A 16419-nucleotide genomic window follows, 5' to 3' on the forward strand; every position below is an offset into this window, starting at 1 on the left:
GTGGTCAGGCCTCGCAGGCGCTCTTCGTGTCGCTCGTGTCGGCGGTGCAGGTGTCGGTGTTGGCGCCCCCGTTGAGGGAGTCGTTGCCGAACACGTTGTCCACGCCGTCGAGGGTGTCGTTGCCGGCACCGCCGCTGTGGGTGTCGTTTCCGGCGCCGCCGACCAGGATGTCGTTGCCCGTGCCGCCCACCAGGAGGTCGTTGCCCCCGAAGCCGGACAGGATGTCGCCCGCCGTGCCCCCGGTGAGCGTGTCGCCGAACTGGCTGCCGTAGACGATCTCGACGTCGGTGAGAACGTTGTCGCCCTCCCCGCCGATGCCGTCGTCGGCGGCGTTGTCGATGTCGACGACCACGCCGGAGCCGCTCTCCAGATAGCTGACGACGTCGTTGGTGCCGCCCCCGCCGCTGATCCGGTCGGCACCCGTGCCGCCGATGAGGAGGTCGAAGGTGGCGCTGCCGTTCAGGGTGTCGTTGCCCGTGCCGCCGTTGAGGCTGTTGCTGCCGGGGCTGGGGCCGCCGTTGATGACGTCGTGGCCCGACTCGCCCTTCAGTTCGCTGCGGACGTTGGCGGTCTTGGTGATGGTGTCGTTGCCGTCCCCGGCGTTGACCACGACCGTGTCGCTGCTCACGGCCACCGGGCAGGCCACCGTGCCGTTGACCAGAAGGGTGCAGTTGAGACCGGCGGTCAGGGTGTCGGCGGTGTCCTGGATGATGACGTAGTTCCCGGACAGACTGACCGTGATGTTGTTGGCGCGGCCCTGCGCCGCGTTCACGACGATGTTGGTTCCGCTCTTGAACACACCGGTGGCCGCGCTCGCAGGCCCTCCGGTCAAGGTCACCGCGGAACCTGCCATCGCCGCGACCACCAAGACCCGGAGTAACGCTTTTCTCCCCATGGGATCCCTCTCGGTTGTGTGAATCGACCTGCTCACAGTGCCCGCGGGACCCGGGAGGCACATGGGGGAACGCCCCCCACTTACTGGCCCTCGATTACTATGCTCACTTCACGCCGGGCACTTTCCGCTGTTTGACAGCTCCCAGGGCGTCCGTGGATTGCAAGGTCGAAGAAGCAGGTGGCCCGAGAAGATGCTGAGGAAAGTCAGCGCGACCCGCTACATCGAACCGCTCCGGGCAGGCGGCTCCGTCCCCGGGGTCGTCGAGGCGGACGACATGGGCACCTACGTCGTGAAGTTCACGGGCTCGGCACAGGGGCGCAAGGCGCTGGTCGCCGAGGTGATCGTCGGGGAGCTGGCGCGCGCCCTCGGGCTGAGGTTCCCCGAGCTGGTGCTGGTGCACTTCGACCCGGCGATCGGCGCGCACGAGCCGCACCAGGAGGTCCAGGACCTGCTCCGGGCCAGCGCGGGCCTGAATCTCGGCATGGACTACCTCTCCGGCGCCGAGGACTTCACTCCGGAGGTCGCGGAGACGTTCCCCGTCGACCCTCTGGAGGCGGGCAGGATCATCTGGCTGGACGCCCTCACGGTCAACGTGGACCGTACGACGCACAGTTCGAACCTGATGATCTGGCCCACGCTAGGCGTCGCGCCCCCGCGGCTGTGGCTGATCGACCACGGCGCGGCCCTGGTCTTCCACCACCGCTGGGACGCCTCCGAGCCGGAGAAGGCGTACGACTTCCGGCGGCACGCACTCGGCGGCCACACCCCCGACACGCGCGCGGCGGACGCCGAGCTCGCGCCCAAGGTCACCGAGGAGCTGCTGCGCGCGATCACGGCGGAGGTGCCCGACGCCTGGCTCGCCGACGAGCCCGGTTTCGCGACCCCGGACGAGGCCCGCGAGGCGTACGTCGGCTACCTCCTGGCCCGTGCCAGGGCCTCCGCGGCCTGGCTCCCCACGGACTTCCCCACCCGCGAACAGCTCGCCGCCGAGGACGCGGACCGCGCGGCGAAGACCCGGCGGGGGCGGCCGAAGTGGCTCCAGCAGGTCCCCGACCTGCACGGCAAACCGGCGGTGGAACACGACGGGTCGGTACACCTCGGATGACCGCCGAGAACGGTGACGTGACCACTGAGAACACGCACCGCGTTCAGATCGAGTACTGCACCCAGTGCCGCTGGCTGCCCCGCGCCGCCTGGCTCGCCCAGGAACTCCTCACCACCTTCGAGCAGGAGCTGACGGAACTCGCGCTCAAGCCCGGCACCGGCGGCGTCTTCGTCGTACGGGTCGACGACGAGGTGATCTGGGACCGCCGCGAGCAGGGCTTCCCCGAGCCGACGGCCGTCAAGCGCCTCGTACGCGACCGAGTGGCCCCGGACAAGTCCCTGGGCCACTCGGAGAAGTGAGACGCGTGCAGTTCGGCCGGTTCAGCCGGTCAGCTGCTCGTAGGCGGGCAGGGTCAGGAAGTCCGCGTAGTCCTCGTCGAGCGCGACTGTCAGCAGCAGGTCGTGGGCCTGCTGCCAGCGGCCGGCCGCGAAGGCCTCCTCGCCGATCTCGGCGCGGATGTCGGCCAGTTCCCGGGCCGCGATCTCGCGGGCCAGCTCGGGACTGGCCTTCACCATGTTCCCGTCGTGCTCGAACTCGACGCCCGCGTTGATCCACTGCCAGATCTGCGAGCGGGAGATCTCGGCCGTCGCCGCGTCCTCCATCAGGTTGAAGATCGCGACGGCACCGAGACCGCGCAGCCAGGCCTCGATGTAACGGATGCCGACCTGCACGGCGTTGACGAGCCCGTCGTACGTGGGCCTGGCTTCGAGGGAGTCGACGGCGATGAGGTCGGCCGCCTTCACGTCGACGTCCTCGCGCAGCCGGTCCTTCTGGTTCGGCCGGTCGCCGAGCACCGCGTCGAAGGACGCCATCGCGATCGGCACGAGGTCCGGGTGGGCCACCCACGACCCGTCGAAACCGTCGCCCGCCTCACGGTCCTTGTCGGCCTTGACCTTCTCGAAGGCGACCTTGTTGACCTCCTCGTCGCGCCGCGAGGGGATGAACGCCGCCATGCCACCGATCGCGTGCGCGCCACGCTTGTGGCAGGTGCGGACGAGCAGTTCGGTGTACGCGCGCATGAACGGGGCTGTCATCGTCACCGCGTTGCGGTCCGGCAGGACGAACTTCTGGCCGCCGTCACGGAAGTTCTTGACGATGGAGAAGAGGTAGTCCCAGCGGCCCGCGTTCAACCCCGAGGCGTGGTCGCGGAGTTCGTAGAGGATCTCCTCCATCTCGTACGCGGCCGTGATCGTCTCGATCAGGACGGTCGCTCGGACGGTGCCCTGCGGGATGCCGACGTAGTCCTGCGCGAAGACGAACACGTCGTTCCAGAGGCGGGCCTCCAGGTGCGACTCCGTCTTCGGGAGGTAGAAGTACGGGCCCTTGCCGAGGTCGAGCAGCCGCTGGGCGTTGTGGAAGAAGTACAGGCCGAAGTCGACGAGCGCGCCCGGGACCGGGGTGCCCTCGGCGTCGACGAGGTGGCGCTCGTTCAGATGCCAGCCGCGCGGGCGCATGACGACGGTCGCCAGCTCCTCGGGGGCCTTCAGGGCGTACGACTTGCCGGTGCGCTCGTCGGTGAAGTCGATGCTGCGGGTGTACGCGTCGGCCATGTTCACCTGGCCGGTGACCACGTTCTCCCAAGTGGGCGCTGAGGCGTCCTCGAAGTCCGCGAGCCACACCCTGGCGCCTGAGTTGAGGGCGTTGATGGTCATCTTGCGGTCGGTGGGGCCGGTGATCTCGACGCGGCGGTCGTTCAGTGCCTCGGGCGACGGGGCCACCCGCCAGGAGTCGTCCGCGCGGATCGCGGCGGTCTCCGGGAGGAAGTCGAGGGTGGAGGTGCGGGCGATCTCGGCGCGGCGCTCGGCACGGCGGGCGAGGAGCTCGTCACGCCGGGGCGTGAACCGCCGGTGCAGCTCGGCCACGAAGGCGAGGGCGGCGTCGGTGAGGACCTCCTCCTGCCGGGGCAGGGGCTCGGCGTCGACGATGGCCAGCGGGGACGGCGCTGGTGCGGACATGAACTGTCACTTCCTTCAGCGAGCTGACGTGAGTACGCCGCGGCACCGGGTGCCTGCGGAACCTGAAGCGACCGACGGGACCCGGAGGAGAGCCGGACGCTTCTGAACAGTGGATAGTAGTTTCCTCATGGTGGAAGTTCAATAATTTGTTGACGTCGAGATTCTCCGCTTCGAGGGAACGTGGCGCTCGGTGCCACCCCGTTCACTCAAGGTGGACCAGGTCGCCCTCCGTGTCGATGTCGTAGGGCTGCGCCACGTCCCCGCATTCGACGAGCACGATCTCGTCCTCGTGTGCCTTCAGATAGTCACGCGCCCCCCGGTCCCCGGTCGCGGTCGCGGCGATCCCCGCCCAGTGCCGGGCGCCGAACAGCACCGGATGCCCTCTTTTCCCGCCGTACGCGGCCGCCGCGAGCGTCTCGTCGGACGTGTACGCGGCGTGTACGCGGGCCACGGCTTCCGGCCCGATCCCCGGCTGGTCCACCAGTGACACCAGCACGGCCCGGGCGCCCGTACCGGCCAGCGAGTCCAGGCCGGCCCGCAGCGAGGAGCCCATGCCCTGCGCCCATTCGGGGTTGTCCACGAGTACGCATCCGGGCAGCAGGGCCCGCTCGCGCACGGCGTCCGCACCGGCGCCGAGCACCACATGGATCCGGGTGCAGCCGCCCGCCCGCAGTGTTCCGACCGCGTGTTCGACGAGAGGGTGTCCCCGGTGGGTCAGGAGCGCCTTGGGGCGCCCGCCGAGGCGGCGCCCTCCGCCGGCGGCCAGCAGCAGCCCGGCGACCTGCTCGTTGTTCTCCGTCATTCCCCCTGCATACCGGACCCGGGGCGGACGTGCCCCGGAACCCTTGCGGGCCCCGCGGTGTCCGGGGACTGAATTTCGGTCCTCGTGGTGGCGCCCACCGCATCGGGTGGCGTTTACTGTCCCGCGTCCCTGGGCGCCTGACCAACGCCGCGGGGTGTATTTCGGCGTGAGCGCGGAACAGGGACGACGTATCGCGCACAAAGACGTGCGAGGGGGGAGAGCTGTGTTGCGGAGCTTGGGATAGAGGCCAGTGACCGGCAGCGACGAGGATCCGAGAGTGGCGGAGTTGCGGACCGCGGTGTCCAGGCTGCGCCGCGAACTCGCCGCGCATCCGGCCGAGTTCCCGGACCGCGGTATCGCGGAGGACGAACTCGCGGCCCTCGCCGCGATGGCCGTCACCGGGATGCCGGAGGTGCCCCGCCTGCGCCGCTCACTGCTCCTGATCGCCGGTTCCATCGGCTCGGTGAGCGCACTGTCCGCCGGCCTCGCGGGCGTACGCAGCGCGGTGGAACTCTTCGGGGAGCCGCCGCGGCGCTGAGCGCGCCGGTACGGAGACTCCTCTGCCCATTCAGGTGGCCGATCTCGAACCGGCCATCAGATAGCCGGTCCGGAACTGGCGCTCAGGTGGCCGGCCCCGAACCGACGCTCAGGTCGCCGATCCCGAACTGGCCAGGGCCTCCGACAGCTCCACCGCCACCTGCTGGAGCACCGGCACGATCCGCTCCGTCGCCGTCTCCGTGACACGGCCGGCCGGACCGGAGATCGAAATCGCCGCCGCGGTGGGCGAGTTGGGCACGGAGACGGCGAGGCAGCGGACCCCGATCTCCTGCTCGTTGTCGTCCACCGCGTACCCGGCGGTCCGTACCTCTTCGAGCGCGCTGAGGAACTCGTCCGGGGTCGTGATCGTCTTCTCCGTCGCCGCGGGCATGCCCGTACGGGACAGGAGGGCGCGCACCTCGTCCGCCGGGACGTGCGCGAGCAGGGCCTTGCCGACACCCGTGGAGTGCGGCAGCACCCGGCGGCCCACCTCGGTGAACATCCGCATCGAGTGCTTGGACGGCACCTGAGCGACGTACACGATCTCGTCGCCGTCGAGCAGTGCCATGTTCGCCGTCTCGCCCGTCTCCTCGACCAGGCGCGCCAGATAGGGGCGGGCCCAGGTGCCGAGCAGCCGGGACGCGGACTCGCCGAGCCGGATCAGACGCGGGCCGAGCGCATAGCGCCGATTGGCCTGCTGGCGTACATATCCGCAGGCCACGAGCGTGCGCATGAGACGGTGGATGGTGGGCAGCGGCAGCCCGCTGCTCACGGACAACTCGCTCAGCCCGACCTCGCCGCCCGCGTCCGCCATCCGCTCCAGCAGGTCGAAGGCGCGCTCAAGAGACTGGACGCCACCGGAGGCGGCGGCTGGCTTGGCGTCGGTGGTGCTGGCGCTGGACGTCGGCACGGGCGCGGTCCTTTCAGGCGGGCAGGGAGGCAGCCTACCCGGCAGTTGGTTGACTGCACGGCTCGGTGTGGTTACGTTCTGCGTGGTGGAAGTCTAATTCCGCTTTGTGGAAACGTCCAGGGAATTCGCCATGACGGTCGGTCGGGAAGCCGACTCTTGACGACGTGGGGCCGGGAGTGAAGACTCCTTCAACAGAACGTTGAATTCCGTTACGTGGAAGTAAACGGCGGAAGGCGGCGGGCGGCACAGAGACATGTGCGGCGTGTAGAGACGTGCGGCATGGAGAGGGGTCCGGGTGTCCGACGACGGATGGGACGAATTGATCCTGCGCTCGACGCGCGTGATCACCCCCGAAGGGACGCGGGCCGCCTCGGTCGCCGTCTCGGGGGGAAAGATCACGGCCGTGCTCGCGCACGACGCCGAGGTGCCGGCCGGGGCCCGGCTGGAGGACTTCGGTGACGACGTCCTGCTGCCCGGCCTCGTCGACACCCACGTGCATGTCAACGACCCGGGCCGCACGGAGTGGGAGGGCTTCTGGACCGCCACGCGCGCCGCGGCGGCCGGCGGCATCACGACCCTGGTCGACATGCCCCTCAACTCCCTGCCGCCGACCACGACGGTCGATCACCTTCGCACCAAGAAGGACGTAGCCCGCTCCAAGGCGCACATCGACGTCGGTTTCTGGGGCGGTGCCCTGCCCGACAACGTCAAGGACCTGAGGCCCTTGCACGACGCGGGCGTCTTCGGCTTCAAGGCGTTCCTCTCGCCCTCCGGTGTCGACGAGTTCCCCGAGCTGGACCAGGAGCAACTCGCCCTGTCCCTCGCGGAGATCGCCGGATTCGACGGGCTGCTGATCGTGCACGCCGAGGACCCGCACCACCTCGCGGCGGCCCCGCAGAAGAGCGGCCAGAAGTACGCCGACTTCCTCGCCTCACGGCCGCGCGACGCCGAGGACACCGCCATCGCGAACCTCATCGGCCAGGCCAAACGCCTCAACGCGCGCGTCCACGTGCTGCACCTGTCGTCCAGCGACGCGCTGCCGCTGATCGCCGCCGCCAAGGCCGAGGGCGTACGTGTCACGGTCGAGACCTGCCCCCACTATCTGACCCTGACGGCCGAGGAAGTCCCGGACGGGGCAAGCGAGTTCAAGTGCTGCCCGCCCATCCGCGAGTCCGCCAACCAGGACCTGCTGTGGCAGGCGCTGGCCGACGGCACGATCGACTGCGTGGTCACCGACCACTCCCCGTCGACGGCCGACCTGAAGACCGACGACTTCGCGACCGCGTGGGGCGGCATCTCCGGCCTCCAGCTCAGCCTGTCCGCCGTCTGGACCGAGGCCCGTAAGCGCGGGTACGGCCTGGAGGACGTGGTCCGCTGGATGTCCTCGCGCACGGCCCAACTGGTCGGACTCGACGACCGCAAGGGCGCCATCGCGATCGGCCTCGACGCCGACTTCGCGGTCCTCGCGCCCGACGAGACCTTCACCGTCGACCCCGCCGAGCTCCAGCACCGCAACCGGGTCACCGCGTACGCGGGCCGGACTCTGCACGGAGTGGTGAAGTCCACCTGGCTGCGAGGCGAATGCATCGTGGCGGAGGGCGAGTTCACGGATCCGATGGGCCAACTCCTGTCCAGGCGAGGGTAATCCGCCCCGCAGGAAACAGATCTCGCAAGAAGCGGAACTCGCAAGAAGCAGAACTCGCAAAAAGCAGAACCCCTCAAAGAGAAAGAAGAGCCGGTACCCGTACCAGCGATTCGCGCACGACCCGCACCCGCAGCGGCCGACTCCCGAAAGGCAGACCTGATCACTGTGACGGCGCAGCACCAGAACCCTCCGGCCCGTTTCACCGGCGACGCGAACCCCTACCAAGGCGGCGACCCGTACGCGGACCACCGCAGCGCCGACTTCCCCTTCACCCAGTACGCCAACCTCGCCGACCGGCAGCTCGGGGCCGGGGTCATCGCCGCCAACGACGAGTTCTTCGCCCAGCGCGAGAACCTGCTCCTGCCCGAGCGGGCCGAGTTCGACCCCGAGCACTTCGGGCACAAGGGCAAGATCATGGACGGCTGGGAGACCCGGCGCAGGCGCGGTGCCTCCGCCGAGCACCCGTGGCCCACAGCCGACGACCACGACTGGGCGCTCGTACGCCTCGGCGCGCCCGGTGTCGTACGGGGCATCGTCATCGACACCGCCCACTTCCGCGGCAACTACCCGCAGGCGGTGTCCGTCGAGGGTGCCTCGGTCCCCGGCTCCCCGTCCCCCGAGGAACTCCTCGCGCACGACGTGAAGTGGACGACGCTCGTCCCGCGCACGGCGGTCGGCGGCCACGCGGCCAACGGCTTCGCCGTCGACGTGGAGCAGCGCATTACCCACCTCCGCGTCAACCAGCACCCGGACGGTGGCATCGCGCGCCTTCGCGTGTACGGCGAGGTCGTACCCGACCCGCGGTGGCTGTCGGTCCTCGGCACCTTCGACGTCGTCGCCCTGGAGAACGGCGGGCAGGTCGAGGACGCGTCCAACCTCTTCTACTCACCCGCCACCAACACCATCCAGCCGGGGCGGTCCCGCAAGATGGACGACGGGTGGGAGACGCGGCGGCGGCGGGACGAGGGGCACGACTGGATTCGCTACCAGCTGGTCGCTCGGTCGGAGGTCCGGGCGATCGAGATCGATACGGCGTATCTCAAGGGCAACTCGGCGGGGTGGGCGTCCGTTTCGGTGCGGGACGGTGTGGACGGGGAGTGGGTCGAGGTGCTGCCCCGTACCCGCCTCCAGCCCGACACGAACCACCGGTTCGTCCTCGGCGGGCCGGCCGTCGGCACGCACGCGCGCGTCGACATCTTCCCGGACGGGGGCATTTCGCGGCTGCGGCTGTTCGGTTCCCTCACGGAGGACGGCGCGGCGCGGTTGGCTGCGCGGCATCAGGAACTCGGGGGCTGAGACGGGGAGTTCTTTCGCCCCCGCCGCCCCTACCCATTCCCGTCACTAACTCAGGGGCTCCGCCCCCGAACCCCCAAAAAGACTGCGCAGTTCCCCGCGCCCCTGAGGTATTTCAGCCCCTCCGGCGTTTGAGGAGCGGGGGTTCGGGGGCTGGCCCCCGAAAAGTGACGGGAATGGGTAGGGGCGGCGGGGGCGAAAAACTCGGCCCCGCCGGAGTCAGGCGGCGTGCCCCCCGTCGACAGAGAACTCCGCCCCGGTGACATACCCCGCCTCCACCCCCGCCAGATACGCCACCGCGGAGGCAACTTCCTCCACCGTCCCGAACCGCCCCACCGCGGTCATCGCAACCTGACCCCCCGCATACGCCCCACCCGCCGGATTCATATCCGTATCGATCGGCCCAGGATGCACGATGTTCGCCGTGATCCCCCGCTCACCCAGTTCCCTGGCCAACGCCTTGGTCAGCCCGACAAGGGCGGACTTCCCGGTGGCGTACAGCGTGCCACCGGGCCCGGGCACACGCTGCGTCATACACGTACCGATGGTGATGATCCGCCCGCCACGCTCCATACGAGCGGCCGCCGCCTGGGAGGCGAGGAAGACACCGCGCACGTTCACGGCGAGGACCCGGTCGACGTCCGCGAGGGAGAAGCTGTCGAGGGGCCCTAGCAGCCCGACGCCCGCGTTGTTGACGAGGACGTCGAGACGCCCGAGCCCCTCCGCCGCGCGCTCCACGGCACCGGCGGCCTCCTGAGCGTCGGCGGAGTCCGCGCGGAGGGCGAGCGCCCGCCGCCCCAGCGCCCGGATCCGGTCCACGACGTCGCAGGCGGCCTCCTTGTCGCGTACGTAGGTCAGGGCGACATCCGCCCCCTCCCGGGCGAGCCGCACGGCGGTCGCGGCACCGATCCCGCGGCTGCCGCCGGTCACCAGGGCCACTGTTCCGTTCATGGTTGCTTGTGAGGTCATGGGTCCATCCCAGCGGCCGGCCGGGCGAAGTGCTGGCGGCCAACGGACGCTGAGGTCGCCCGAGCCGAACCGAACAGAGCTGAACCGAACCGAGCGGAGACAGGACGTCACGTCACCCATGCGGAGGGTGCCCGGAACTCTCCCCTCCGCTTCAAGCGTTCTCCCCTTGTGACTCTTCAGCAAGAAATCGTCGGCAACGCCATGCAGATGGCGGTCGTCAGCCTGCAGCCCGGTCGGACGGTGTACTGCGAGGCGGGAAAGTTCCTGTTCAAGACGGCGAACGTGACCATGGAGACACGGCTCTCCGGCCCTTCGGGCGCCGGCGGCCGGCCCCAGGGCGGCGCGGACGGCGCCACCGGCGCGGGCATGGGCGGAATGCTGCGGCAGGCCATGGGCACGGCCATGCAGGTCGGCCAGCGCGCGCTCGCGGGCGAGTCGCTGGCGTTCCAGTACTTCACGTCGACCGGCGGCGAGGGCACCGTCGGCTTCGCGGGCGTGCTGCCGGGCGAGATGCGGGCCCTGGAGCTGGACGGCACGCGCGCGTGGTTCGCGGAGAAGGACGCCTTCGTCGCGGCCGAGTCCACCGTCGACTTCGGCATCGCCTTCCAGGGCGGGAAGACCGGCCGCAGCGGCGGCGAGGGCTTCGTCCTGGAGAAGTTCACCGGCCGGGGCACCGTGATCATCGCGGGCGCGGGCAACTTCATCGACCTGAACCCCGCCGACTTCGGCGGCCGCATCGACGTGGACACGGGCTGTGTCGTGGCCTTCGAGGAGGGCATCCAGTACGGGGTGCAGCGCGTCGGAGGGCTCAACCGGCAGGGCGTGATGAACGCCGTCTTCGGAGGCGAGGGCCTCTCCCTTGCCACCCTGGAGGGCAACGGCAGCGTGATCCTGCAGTCGCTGACCATCGAGAGCCTGGCCAATGCCCTCAGGAAGGCCCAGGGCGGCGACAAGCAGGGCCCGACGGGCGGCCTGTTCTCGACGAACGCGGGATAGACCCGGGCGAGCGCGGGATGGACCCGGAGGTGCGCGGGTCGGATCGGACGCGCGCGGGTCTGATCTGGAGCCACGCTGGTCAGATCCGGACGCGCGGGTCAGTTCCGGACACGCGTGGGGCGCCCCCGGAGCCACGCAGGTGACTCCTCGACCCACGCGGGTGACACCCCGGCCCACGCGGATCACACCCCGACCCGCGCCGGTCAGATCCATCCGCGGGCGACCGATGAGTTGCGGGTGCCCGGAGGGTCTGAGCTGATGACAGGACACCCCGCTTCGGAAGAAGGCACGTCATGGGCAAGCTGACTCTCACCGCTTTCGTCACCCTCGACGGCGTCCATCAGGCCCCGGGCGGCCGGGAGGAGGACCGCCGCGACGGCTTCGAGCACGGCGGCTGGAGTTTCCCCTACGACGACGAGGACTTCGGGCAGTTCATCACCGAGGTCTTCGACCGCGCGGGCGCCTTCCTGCTCGGCCGCCACACGTACGAGATCTTCGCCGGGTTCTGGCCGAAGGTGACCGACCCCGCCGACCCGGTCGCGGGGAGGCTCAACTCCCTGCCGAAGTACGTCGCCTCGTCGAGCATCACGCGGCCCGAATGGGCCGGTACGACGGTGATCGGCGGCGATCTCGGCAAGGAGGTCACCGCGATCAAGGAGAATACCGAGGGGGAGCTCCAGATCCACGGCAGCGCCGTCCTCGCCCAGTCCCTGCTCGCGCTCGACCTCGTCGACACCGTGCACCTGCTGTCCTTCCCGGTCGTACTCGGCACGGGCCGCCGTCTCTTCGCCGAGGGCGCCGTGCCGACCGCGTTCCGGCACACCGGCGCGCGGCTCACGAGCACGGGCGTCGCCATCCACTCGTACGACCTGGCAGGACGCCCCGAATACGGCACGTACGAACTGCCGGAGGGGAGCGCGTAGCGGCCGGGGCGCTGCTGTGCGGGGGTCTCGTGGCGCAGGTTAACTCCCGGAAAACTCATCCGACTTGCGGGACGAAATCACTGTCCTTGACATTGACATGCCATGGTCTACGCGCGTCATGCTAGAGGGCATGAGATTCCCCCCACGCACCACTCGCATCGGCGCTCTGCTCGCCCTCACATCCGCCCTGCTCATCGGCGGCGCCGCCACCGTTCCCGCGAACGCGGCGGTGACCGCCGTCGGCAGCATCTGCTACGGATCGCTGCCGTCCCAGGCGCACGACACGCTCGACCTCATCGAGCAGGGCGGTCCCTATCCCTACTCCCAGGACGGCGGCGTCTTCCAGAACAGGGAAGGCATCCTGCCCTCGCAGAGCACCGGGTACTACCACGAGTACACGGTGATCACGCCCGGTTCGTCCACGCGCGGTGCGCGTCGGATCGTCACCGGCAACAGGAGCCAGGAGGACTACTACACCTCCGACCACTACGCCTCGTTCAGGCTGGTCAACTACAGCTGCTGACCGGGGCGAGGTGTTCGCCGGAAGCCCGGTCCCCGCTCCTCAGGGCTTCCGGCTCTCGGCCGCCGCGAACAGCGCGAACGCCAGCACGAGCAGTGCGACGCTCCCGTAGATCTCGCGGCCGTCGAGGAAGTCGAGCCGTTGTACGAGGCCCCAGCCGCGCAGCCAACCGGTGAACTCGTACACCAGGCCCGCCACGCCCTGAACGAGGGCGATCACACCGAGAAACTCCAGCACCTGCTTCATACAAGGATCCTCGCCCCGCGGACCCCCCACTCTCATCGGCCGCGGGGCGAGGTACGCCCGACGGAAGTCGCCGGCCGGTTCGCCGCGGCTGCGTCCAAAGTCGCTCGTGTGACTACTTTGGTCGGTGATCAGGTGGCAGGGGCGGTGTGAACGGACAACGATGCGTAGATTTGTCGACTGTGAGTGATACAGCGCCGCTGCCGAAGCCTCCGCCCGTCCCAGGGCGCCGGTGGTTTCTGCCGTCGGCGGTCGCCGCCGAACTCGACCCCGACCAGTCCGGCCGGAAGGGGCGTCCCAGGCGCACCGCGCGGGACTGGCTCGTCGACTTCGCCTGCTTCCTGATCGCCGTCACGGTGGGGCTGATCGGCGCGGACGAGATGTCCGGGAACACCGACATTCCGTACGCCCTGCAAGCCGTGGACCAGTGGCTCGGCGCGTTCGCCTGCGCGGCGGTCTGGCTCCGGCGGCGCTGGCCGGTCGGCCTGGCCGTGGCGATGGTCCCGGTTTGCTTCATCTCGAACACCGCGGGCGGCGCGGGCCTGGTCGCCCTGTTCACGGTCGCCGTGCACCGGCCCTTCAAGTACGCCGCCTGGACGGGCGGCGCCTCCGCCGCCCTGCTTCCCCTCTTCTACTGGCTGCGCCCCGATCCCGAGGTCCCGTACGTACTGATCGTCGCCCTCGGCTGGCTGCTGACCGCCACGGTGGTCGGCTGGGGCACGCTCGCGCGCTCCAAGCGCCAGCTCATGCTGAGCCTGCGGGACCGGGCGCGGCGGGCCGAGACCGAGTCGGCGCTGCGGGCCGAGCAGGCCCAGCGGCTGGCCCGGGAGGCGATCGCGCGCGAGATGCACGACGTCCTGGCCCATCGGCTGACCCTGCTCAGCGTGCACGCCGGGGCGCTGGAGTTCCGCCCGGACGCCCCCCAGGTCGAGGTCGCGCGGGCCGCCGGGGTCATCCGGGAGAGCGCGCACGAGGCCCTGCAGGATCTGCGCGAGATCATCGGCGTACTGCGGGCCTCCGGCGACGGCGCGGAGGAGTCCGGGCGGCCGCAGCCGACCCTCGGGGCCCTGGAGGGACTGGTCTCCGAGAGCCGTGAGGCCGGTATGAAGGTCACGCTGGACAACCGCGTCACGGACGCAGGCACGGTCCCCGCCTCCGTCGGCCGCACCGCCTACCGCATCGCCCAGGAGGGCCTGACCAACGCCCGCAAGCACGCCCCGGGCGCGGAGGTCACGGTCACGGTGGCCGGGGCGCCGGGCGACGGTCTCACCATCTCCGTACGCAATCCGCCGCCGCCCGGCGACGTGCCGCACGTCCCCGGTTCCGGGCAGGGACTCATCGGCCTCACCGAACGGGCCACGCTCGCGGGCGGACACTTCGAGCACGGGCCCGGGGAGGACGGCGGCTTCCAGGTGAGCGCGTGGCTGCCCTGGGGGTGAGCACGGCACAGGTCCGCGCCGGAGTGTGAGCCGGGCGCGCGGCCATGACGACCGAGTGAGGGGGCACTTCCGCCGATGAGCCGGGGGAAAGCAGAAGGTCAGGCGGAGAAGGGTCACTACGGTAAGCCCATGACTCCGATCCGTCTGCTCCTCGTCGACGACGACCCACTGGTCAGGGCCGGCCTCTCCTTCATGATGGGCGGCGCCGACGACCTCGAGATCGTGGGCGAGGCCGCCGACGGCAGCGAGGTCGAGGCGCTGGTCGACCGCACGCGCCCGGACGTGGTCCTCATGGACATCCGCATGCCCACGGTGGACGGCCTCGCGGCCACCGAACGGCTCAGGAGCCGCAAGGACGCCCCGCAGATCATCGTCCTGACCACCTTTCACGCAGACGAACAGGTGCTGCGGGCACTGCGCGCGGGCGCGGCCGGCTTCGTCCTCAAGGACACCCCGCCCGCGGAGATCCTCGACGCGGTGCGCCGGGTCGCGGCCGGCGATCCCGTGCTCTCGCCCACCGTCACCCGGCAGTTGATGGCCCACGCCGCGGGCACCTCCGCCGACACCCGGCGCACGAACGCCCGTACGCGCGTCGCCACGCTCAACGACCGTGAGCGCGAGGTCGCCGTCGCCGTCGGCCGGGGCCGCTCGAACGCCGAGATCGCGACCGGACTGTTCATGAGCGTCGCCACCGTCAAGACGCACGTCTCCCGCATCCTTGCCAAGCTCGACCTCAACAACCGTGTGCAGATCGCCCTGTTGGCGTACGACGCCGGACTCCTGGAGGAGGACGGGCACTAGCCGGCGGCCGCGGCCGTTGGAATGGGCGGAGGGGGAAGCACATGGCGGACGTGATCGATCTGGGGAAGTACGGGCAGGCTTTCACGGAGGACCCGCATCCGGTGTACGCGCAACTGCGCGCGCTGGGACCGGTCCACCGGGTGCGGCTGCCGGCACCCGACGCACACCACGAGACCTGGCTGATCGTCGGGTACGAGGAGGCGCGGGCCGCGCTCGCCGACCCCCGCCTCGCCAAGGACAGCCAGAAGATCGGCGTGACGTTCCTCGACGAGCAGCTGATCGGAAAGTACCTGCTGGTCGCCGACCCGCCGCAGCACACACGGCTGCGGTCCCTCATTGCCCGTGAGTTCACCGCGCGCCGGGTGGAGAAGCTCAGGCCGCGCGTCCAGGAGATCACGGACACCCTGCTCGACGAGATGCTGCCGCGTGGCGGCGCCGACTTCGTGGAGTCCTTCGCCTACCCGCTGCCCCTCACCGTCATCTGCGAGCTGCTCGGGGTGCCGGAGATCGACCGGGCGGCGTTCCGCGCGATCTCGTCGGAGGCCGTCGCGCCGACCAGCGAGGAGAGCGAGTACGAGGCGTTCGTCCAACTCGCCGCCTATCTCAACGACCTGATCGAGTACAAGCAGAGCGCCGGGCCCGCCGACGACCTGCTGAGCAGCCTCATCCGGACGACCGCCGAGGACGGCGACCGGCTGTCGCCGCAGGAACTGCGCGGCATGGCGTTCGTGCTGCTCATCGCCGGCCACGAGACGACGGTCAACCTCCTCGCCGGGGGCGTCCACGCGCTGCTCACCCATCCCGGTCAACTCGCCGCGCTGCGGGCCGACATGACGCTGCTCGACGGTGCCGTGGAGGAGATGCTGCGGTACGAGGGGCCGGTGGAGAACGCGACGTTCCGGTACGCGGCGGAGCCGCTGTCGATCGCCGGTACGGCCGTCGGGGCGGGGGAGGCGGTGATGGTCGGCCTCACCGCGGCCGATCGCGACGGGGTCCGTTTTCCGGCGCCCGACCGCTTCGACATCCGGCGCGACGCCCGTGGCCATGTCGCCTTCGGCCACGGCATCCACTACTGCCTGGGCGCTCCGCTGGCCCGCCTGGAAGCGCGGGTGGCGCTCCGCGCCCTCCTCGACCGCTGCCCCGACCTGTCCCTGGACGGCCCGGCGGGCGGCTGGCTCCCGGGAATGCTGATGCGGGGCGTACGCACCCTGCCGCTCCGCTGGGGATGATTCTCGCCCCCGCCGCCCCTACCCATTCCCGTCCCTTTCTGGGGCTCCGCCCCAGACCCCGTGGGGTTCGTTGTCGGGTGCGGGTGGGTGGGGGCTTGTCGCGGAGTTCCCCGCGCCCCCCCGGGGTTTTGTGGGGGGGGTGAATCGCGCGGTTTGT

Annotated in this window: 17 protein-coding genes; 11 read left to right on the top strand and 6 right to left on the bottom strand. The window is 70.3% G+C overall.

The window, feature by feature from the left end; all coding sequences use genetic code 11:
• Nucleotides 1-4: 4 nt before the first annotated feature.
• Nucleotides 5-838, bottom strand: coding sequence for a calcium-binding protein (locus tag ACFWXQ_RS44680; protein ID WP_383952923.1), 834 nt, complete (start codon nt 836-838; stop codon nt 5-7).
• A gap of 247 nt (nt 839-1085) precedes the next feature.
• On the opposite strand from ACFWXQ_RS44680, the gene ACFWXQ_RS44685 reads away from it, so the two are divergent.
• Together ACFWXQ_RS44685 and ACFWXQ_RS44690 are read left to right on the top strand one after the other, a co-directional pair.
• Complete coding sequence (locus ACFWXQ_RS44685) at nt 1086-2000, top strand: HipA family kinase (protein WP_383952921.1); 915 nt, start codon at nt 1086-1088, stop codon at nt 1998-2000.
• A 17-nt stretch (nt 2001-2017) separates the two neighbouring features.
• A complete protein-coding gene (locus ACFWXQ_RS44690; RefSeq protein WP_234048151.1) occupies nt 2018-2299 on the top strand; it encodes a SelT/SelW/SelH family protein in 282 nt (93 codons plus the stop codon).
• 21 nt (nt 2300-2320) lie between these two features.
• Here ACFWXQ_RS44690 and aceB read toward each other — a convergent pair whose 3' ends face one another.
• Both aceB and ACFWXQ_RS44700 read right to left on the bottom strand, forming a co-directional pair.
• A complete protein-coding gene (aceB, locus tag ACFWXQ_RS44695; protein ID WP_386270339.1) occupies nt 2321-3955 on the bottom strand; it encodes a malate synthase A in 1635 nt (544 codons plus the stop codon).
• Between the two features lie 202 nt (nt 3956-4157).
• Nucleotides 4158-4757, bottom strand: coding sequence for an NTP transferase domain-containing protein (locus tag ACFWXQ_RS44700; protein WP_383952917.1), 600 nt, complete (start codon nt 4755-4757; stop codon nt 4158-4160).
• Nucleotides 4758-5007: 250 nt separating this feature from the next.
• Between ACFWXQ_RS44700 and ACFWXQ_RS44705 the strand changes: the two genes are divergently transcribed.
• Nucleotides 5008-5295 (top strand): DUF5955 family protein, encoded by a 288-nt coding sequence (locus ACFWXQ_RS44705; RefSeq protein WP_260695619.1) that lies wholly within the window; start codon nt 5008-5010, stop codon nt 5293-5295.
• A gap of 108 nt (nt 5296-5403) precedes the next feature.
• Here the strand turns inward: ACFWXQ_RS44705 and ACFWXQ_RS44710 are convergent, their stop codons facing one another.
• The gene (locus tag ACFWXQ_RS44710; RefSeq protein ID WP_383952915.1) at nt 5404-6204 is read right to left on the bottom strand and encodes an IclR family transcriptional regulator; all 801 of its coding nucleotides are present in this window, start codon (nt 6202-6204) and stop codon (nt 5404-5406) included.
• Between the two features lie 295 nt (nt 6205-6499).
• Here ACFWXQ_RS44710 and allB point away from each other — a divergent pair, with 295 nt between their 5' ends.
• The gene (gene allB, locus ACFWXQ_RS44715) at nt 6500-7849 is read left to right on the top strand and encodes an allantoinase AllB (protein ID WP_383952913.1); all 1350 of its coding nucleotides are present in this window, start codon (nt 6500-6502) and stop codon (nt 7847-7849) included.
• Nucleotides 7850-8005: 156 nt separating this feature from the next.
• Nucleotides 8006-9145, top strand: coding sequence for an allantoicase (alc, locus tag ACFWXQ_RS44720; RefSeq protein ID WP_383952933.1), 1140 nt, complete (start codon nt 8006-8008; stop codon nt 9143-9145).
• A gap of 216 nt (nt 9146-9361) precedes the next feature.
• On the opposite strand, the gene ACFWXQ_RS44725 is transcribed toward alc, so the two are convergent.
• Entirely contained in the window at nt 9362-10111 is a 750-nt protein-coding gene (locus ACFWXQ_RS44725) for a 3-oxoacyl-ACP reductase family protein (protein WP_383955649.1), read from the bottom strand.
• Between the two features lie 168 nt (nt 10112-10279).
• Here ACFWXQ_RS44725 and ACFWXQ_RS44730 point away from each other — a divergent pair, with 168 nt between their 5' ends.
• The 3 genes from ACFWXQ_RS44730 to ACFWXQ_RS44740 all read left to right on the top strand — a co-directional run bounded on the left by ACFWXQ_RS44730 (nt 10280) and on the right by ACFWXQ_RS44740 (nt 12553).
• Entirely contained in the window at nt 10280-11107 is an 828-nt protein-coding gene (locus ACFWXQ_RS44730) for an AIM24 family protein (protein ID WP_383955652.1), read from the top strand.
• Nucleotides 11108-11400: 293 nt separating this feature from the next.
• Nucleotides 11401-12030, top strand: a complete 630-nt coding sequence (locus ACFWXQ_RS44735) for a dihydrofolate reductase family protein (RefSeq protein WP_383955655.1) — start codon at nt 11401-11403, stop codon at nt 12028-12030.
• A 130-nt stretch (nt 12031-12160) separates the two neighbouring features.
• Nucleotides 12161-12553, top strand: coding sequence for a ribonuclease domain-containing protein (locus ACFWXQ_RS44740; RefSeq protein ID WP_383955658.1), 393 nt, complete (start codon nt 12161-12163; stop codon nt 12551-12553).
• A 39-nt stretch (nt 12554-12592) separates the two neighbouring features.
• Here the strand turns inward: ACFWXQ_RS44740 and ACFWXQ_RS44745 are convergent, their stop codons facing one another.
• A complete protein-coding gene (locus ACFWXQ_RS44745) occupies nt 12593-12796 on the bottom strand; it encodes a hypothetical protein (RefSeq protein ID WP_189840843.1) in 204 nt (67 codons plus the stop codon).
• A 179-nt stretch (nt 12797-12975) separates the two neighbouring features.
• Here ACFWXQ_RS44745 and ACFWXQ_RS44750 point away from each other — a divergent pair, with 179 nt between their 5' ends.
• The 3 genes from ACFWXQ_RS44750 to ACFWXQ_RS44760 all read left to right on the top strand — a co-directional run bounded on the left by ACFWXQ_RS44750 (nt 12976) and on the right by ACFWXQ_RS44760 (nt 16262).
• Nucleotides 12976-14232 carry a sensor histidine kinase gene (locus ACFWXQ_RS44750; protein ID WP_383955661.1) on the top strand — a complete coding sequence of 419 codons (1257 nt, stop codon included), beginning with the start codon at nt 12976-12978 and terminating at the stop codon, nt 14230-14232.
• A 129-nt stretch (nt 14233-14361) separates the two neighbouring features.
• Entirely contained in the window at nt 14362-15033 is a 672-nt protein-coding gene (locus ACFWXQ_RS44755) for a response regulator (protein WP_383955664.1), read from the top strand.
• A 41-nt stretch (nt 15034-15074) separates the two neighbouring features.
• Nucleotides 15075-16262 (top strand): cytochrome P450, encoded by a 1188-nt coding sequence (locus tag ACFWXQ_RS44760; RefSeq protein ID WP_383955666.1) that lies wholly within the window; start codon nt 15075-15077, stop codon nt 16260-16262.
• The last annotated feature ends 157 nt before the right edge of the window (nt 16263-16419 follow it).

This window comes from Streptomyces sp. NPDC058697, assembly GCF_042715345.1.
Classification (GTDB): domain Bacteria; phylum Actinomycetota; class Actinomycetes; order Streptomycetales; family Streptomycetaceae; genus Streptomyces; species Streptomyces liliifuscus.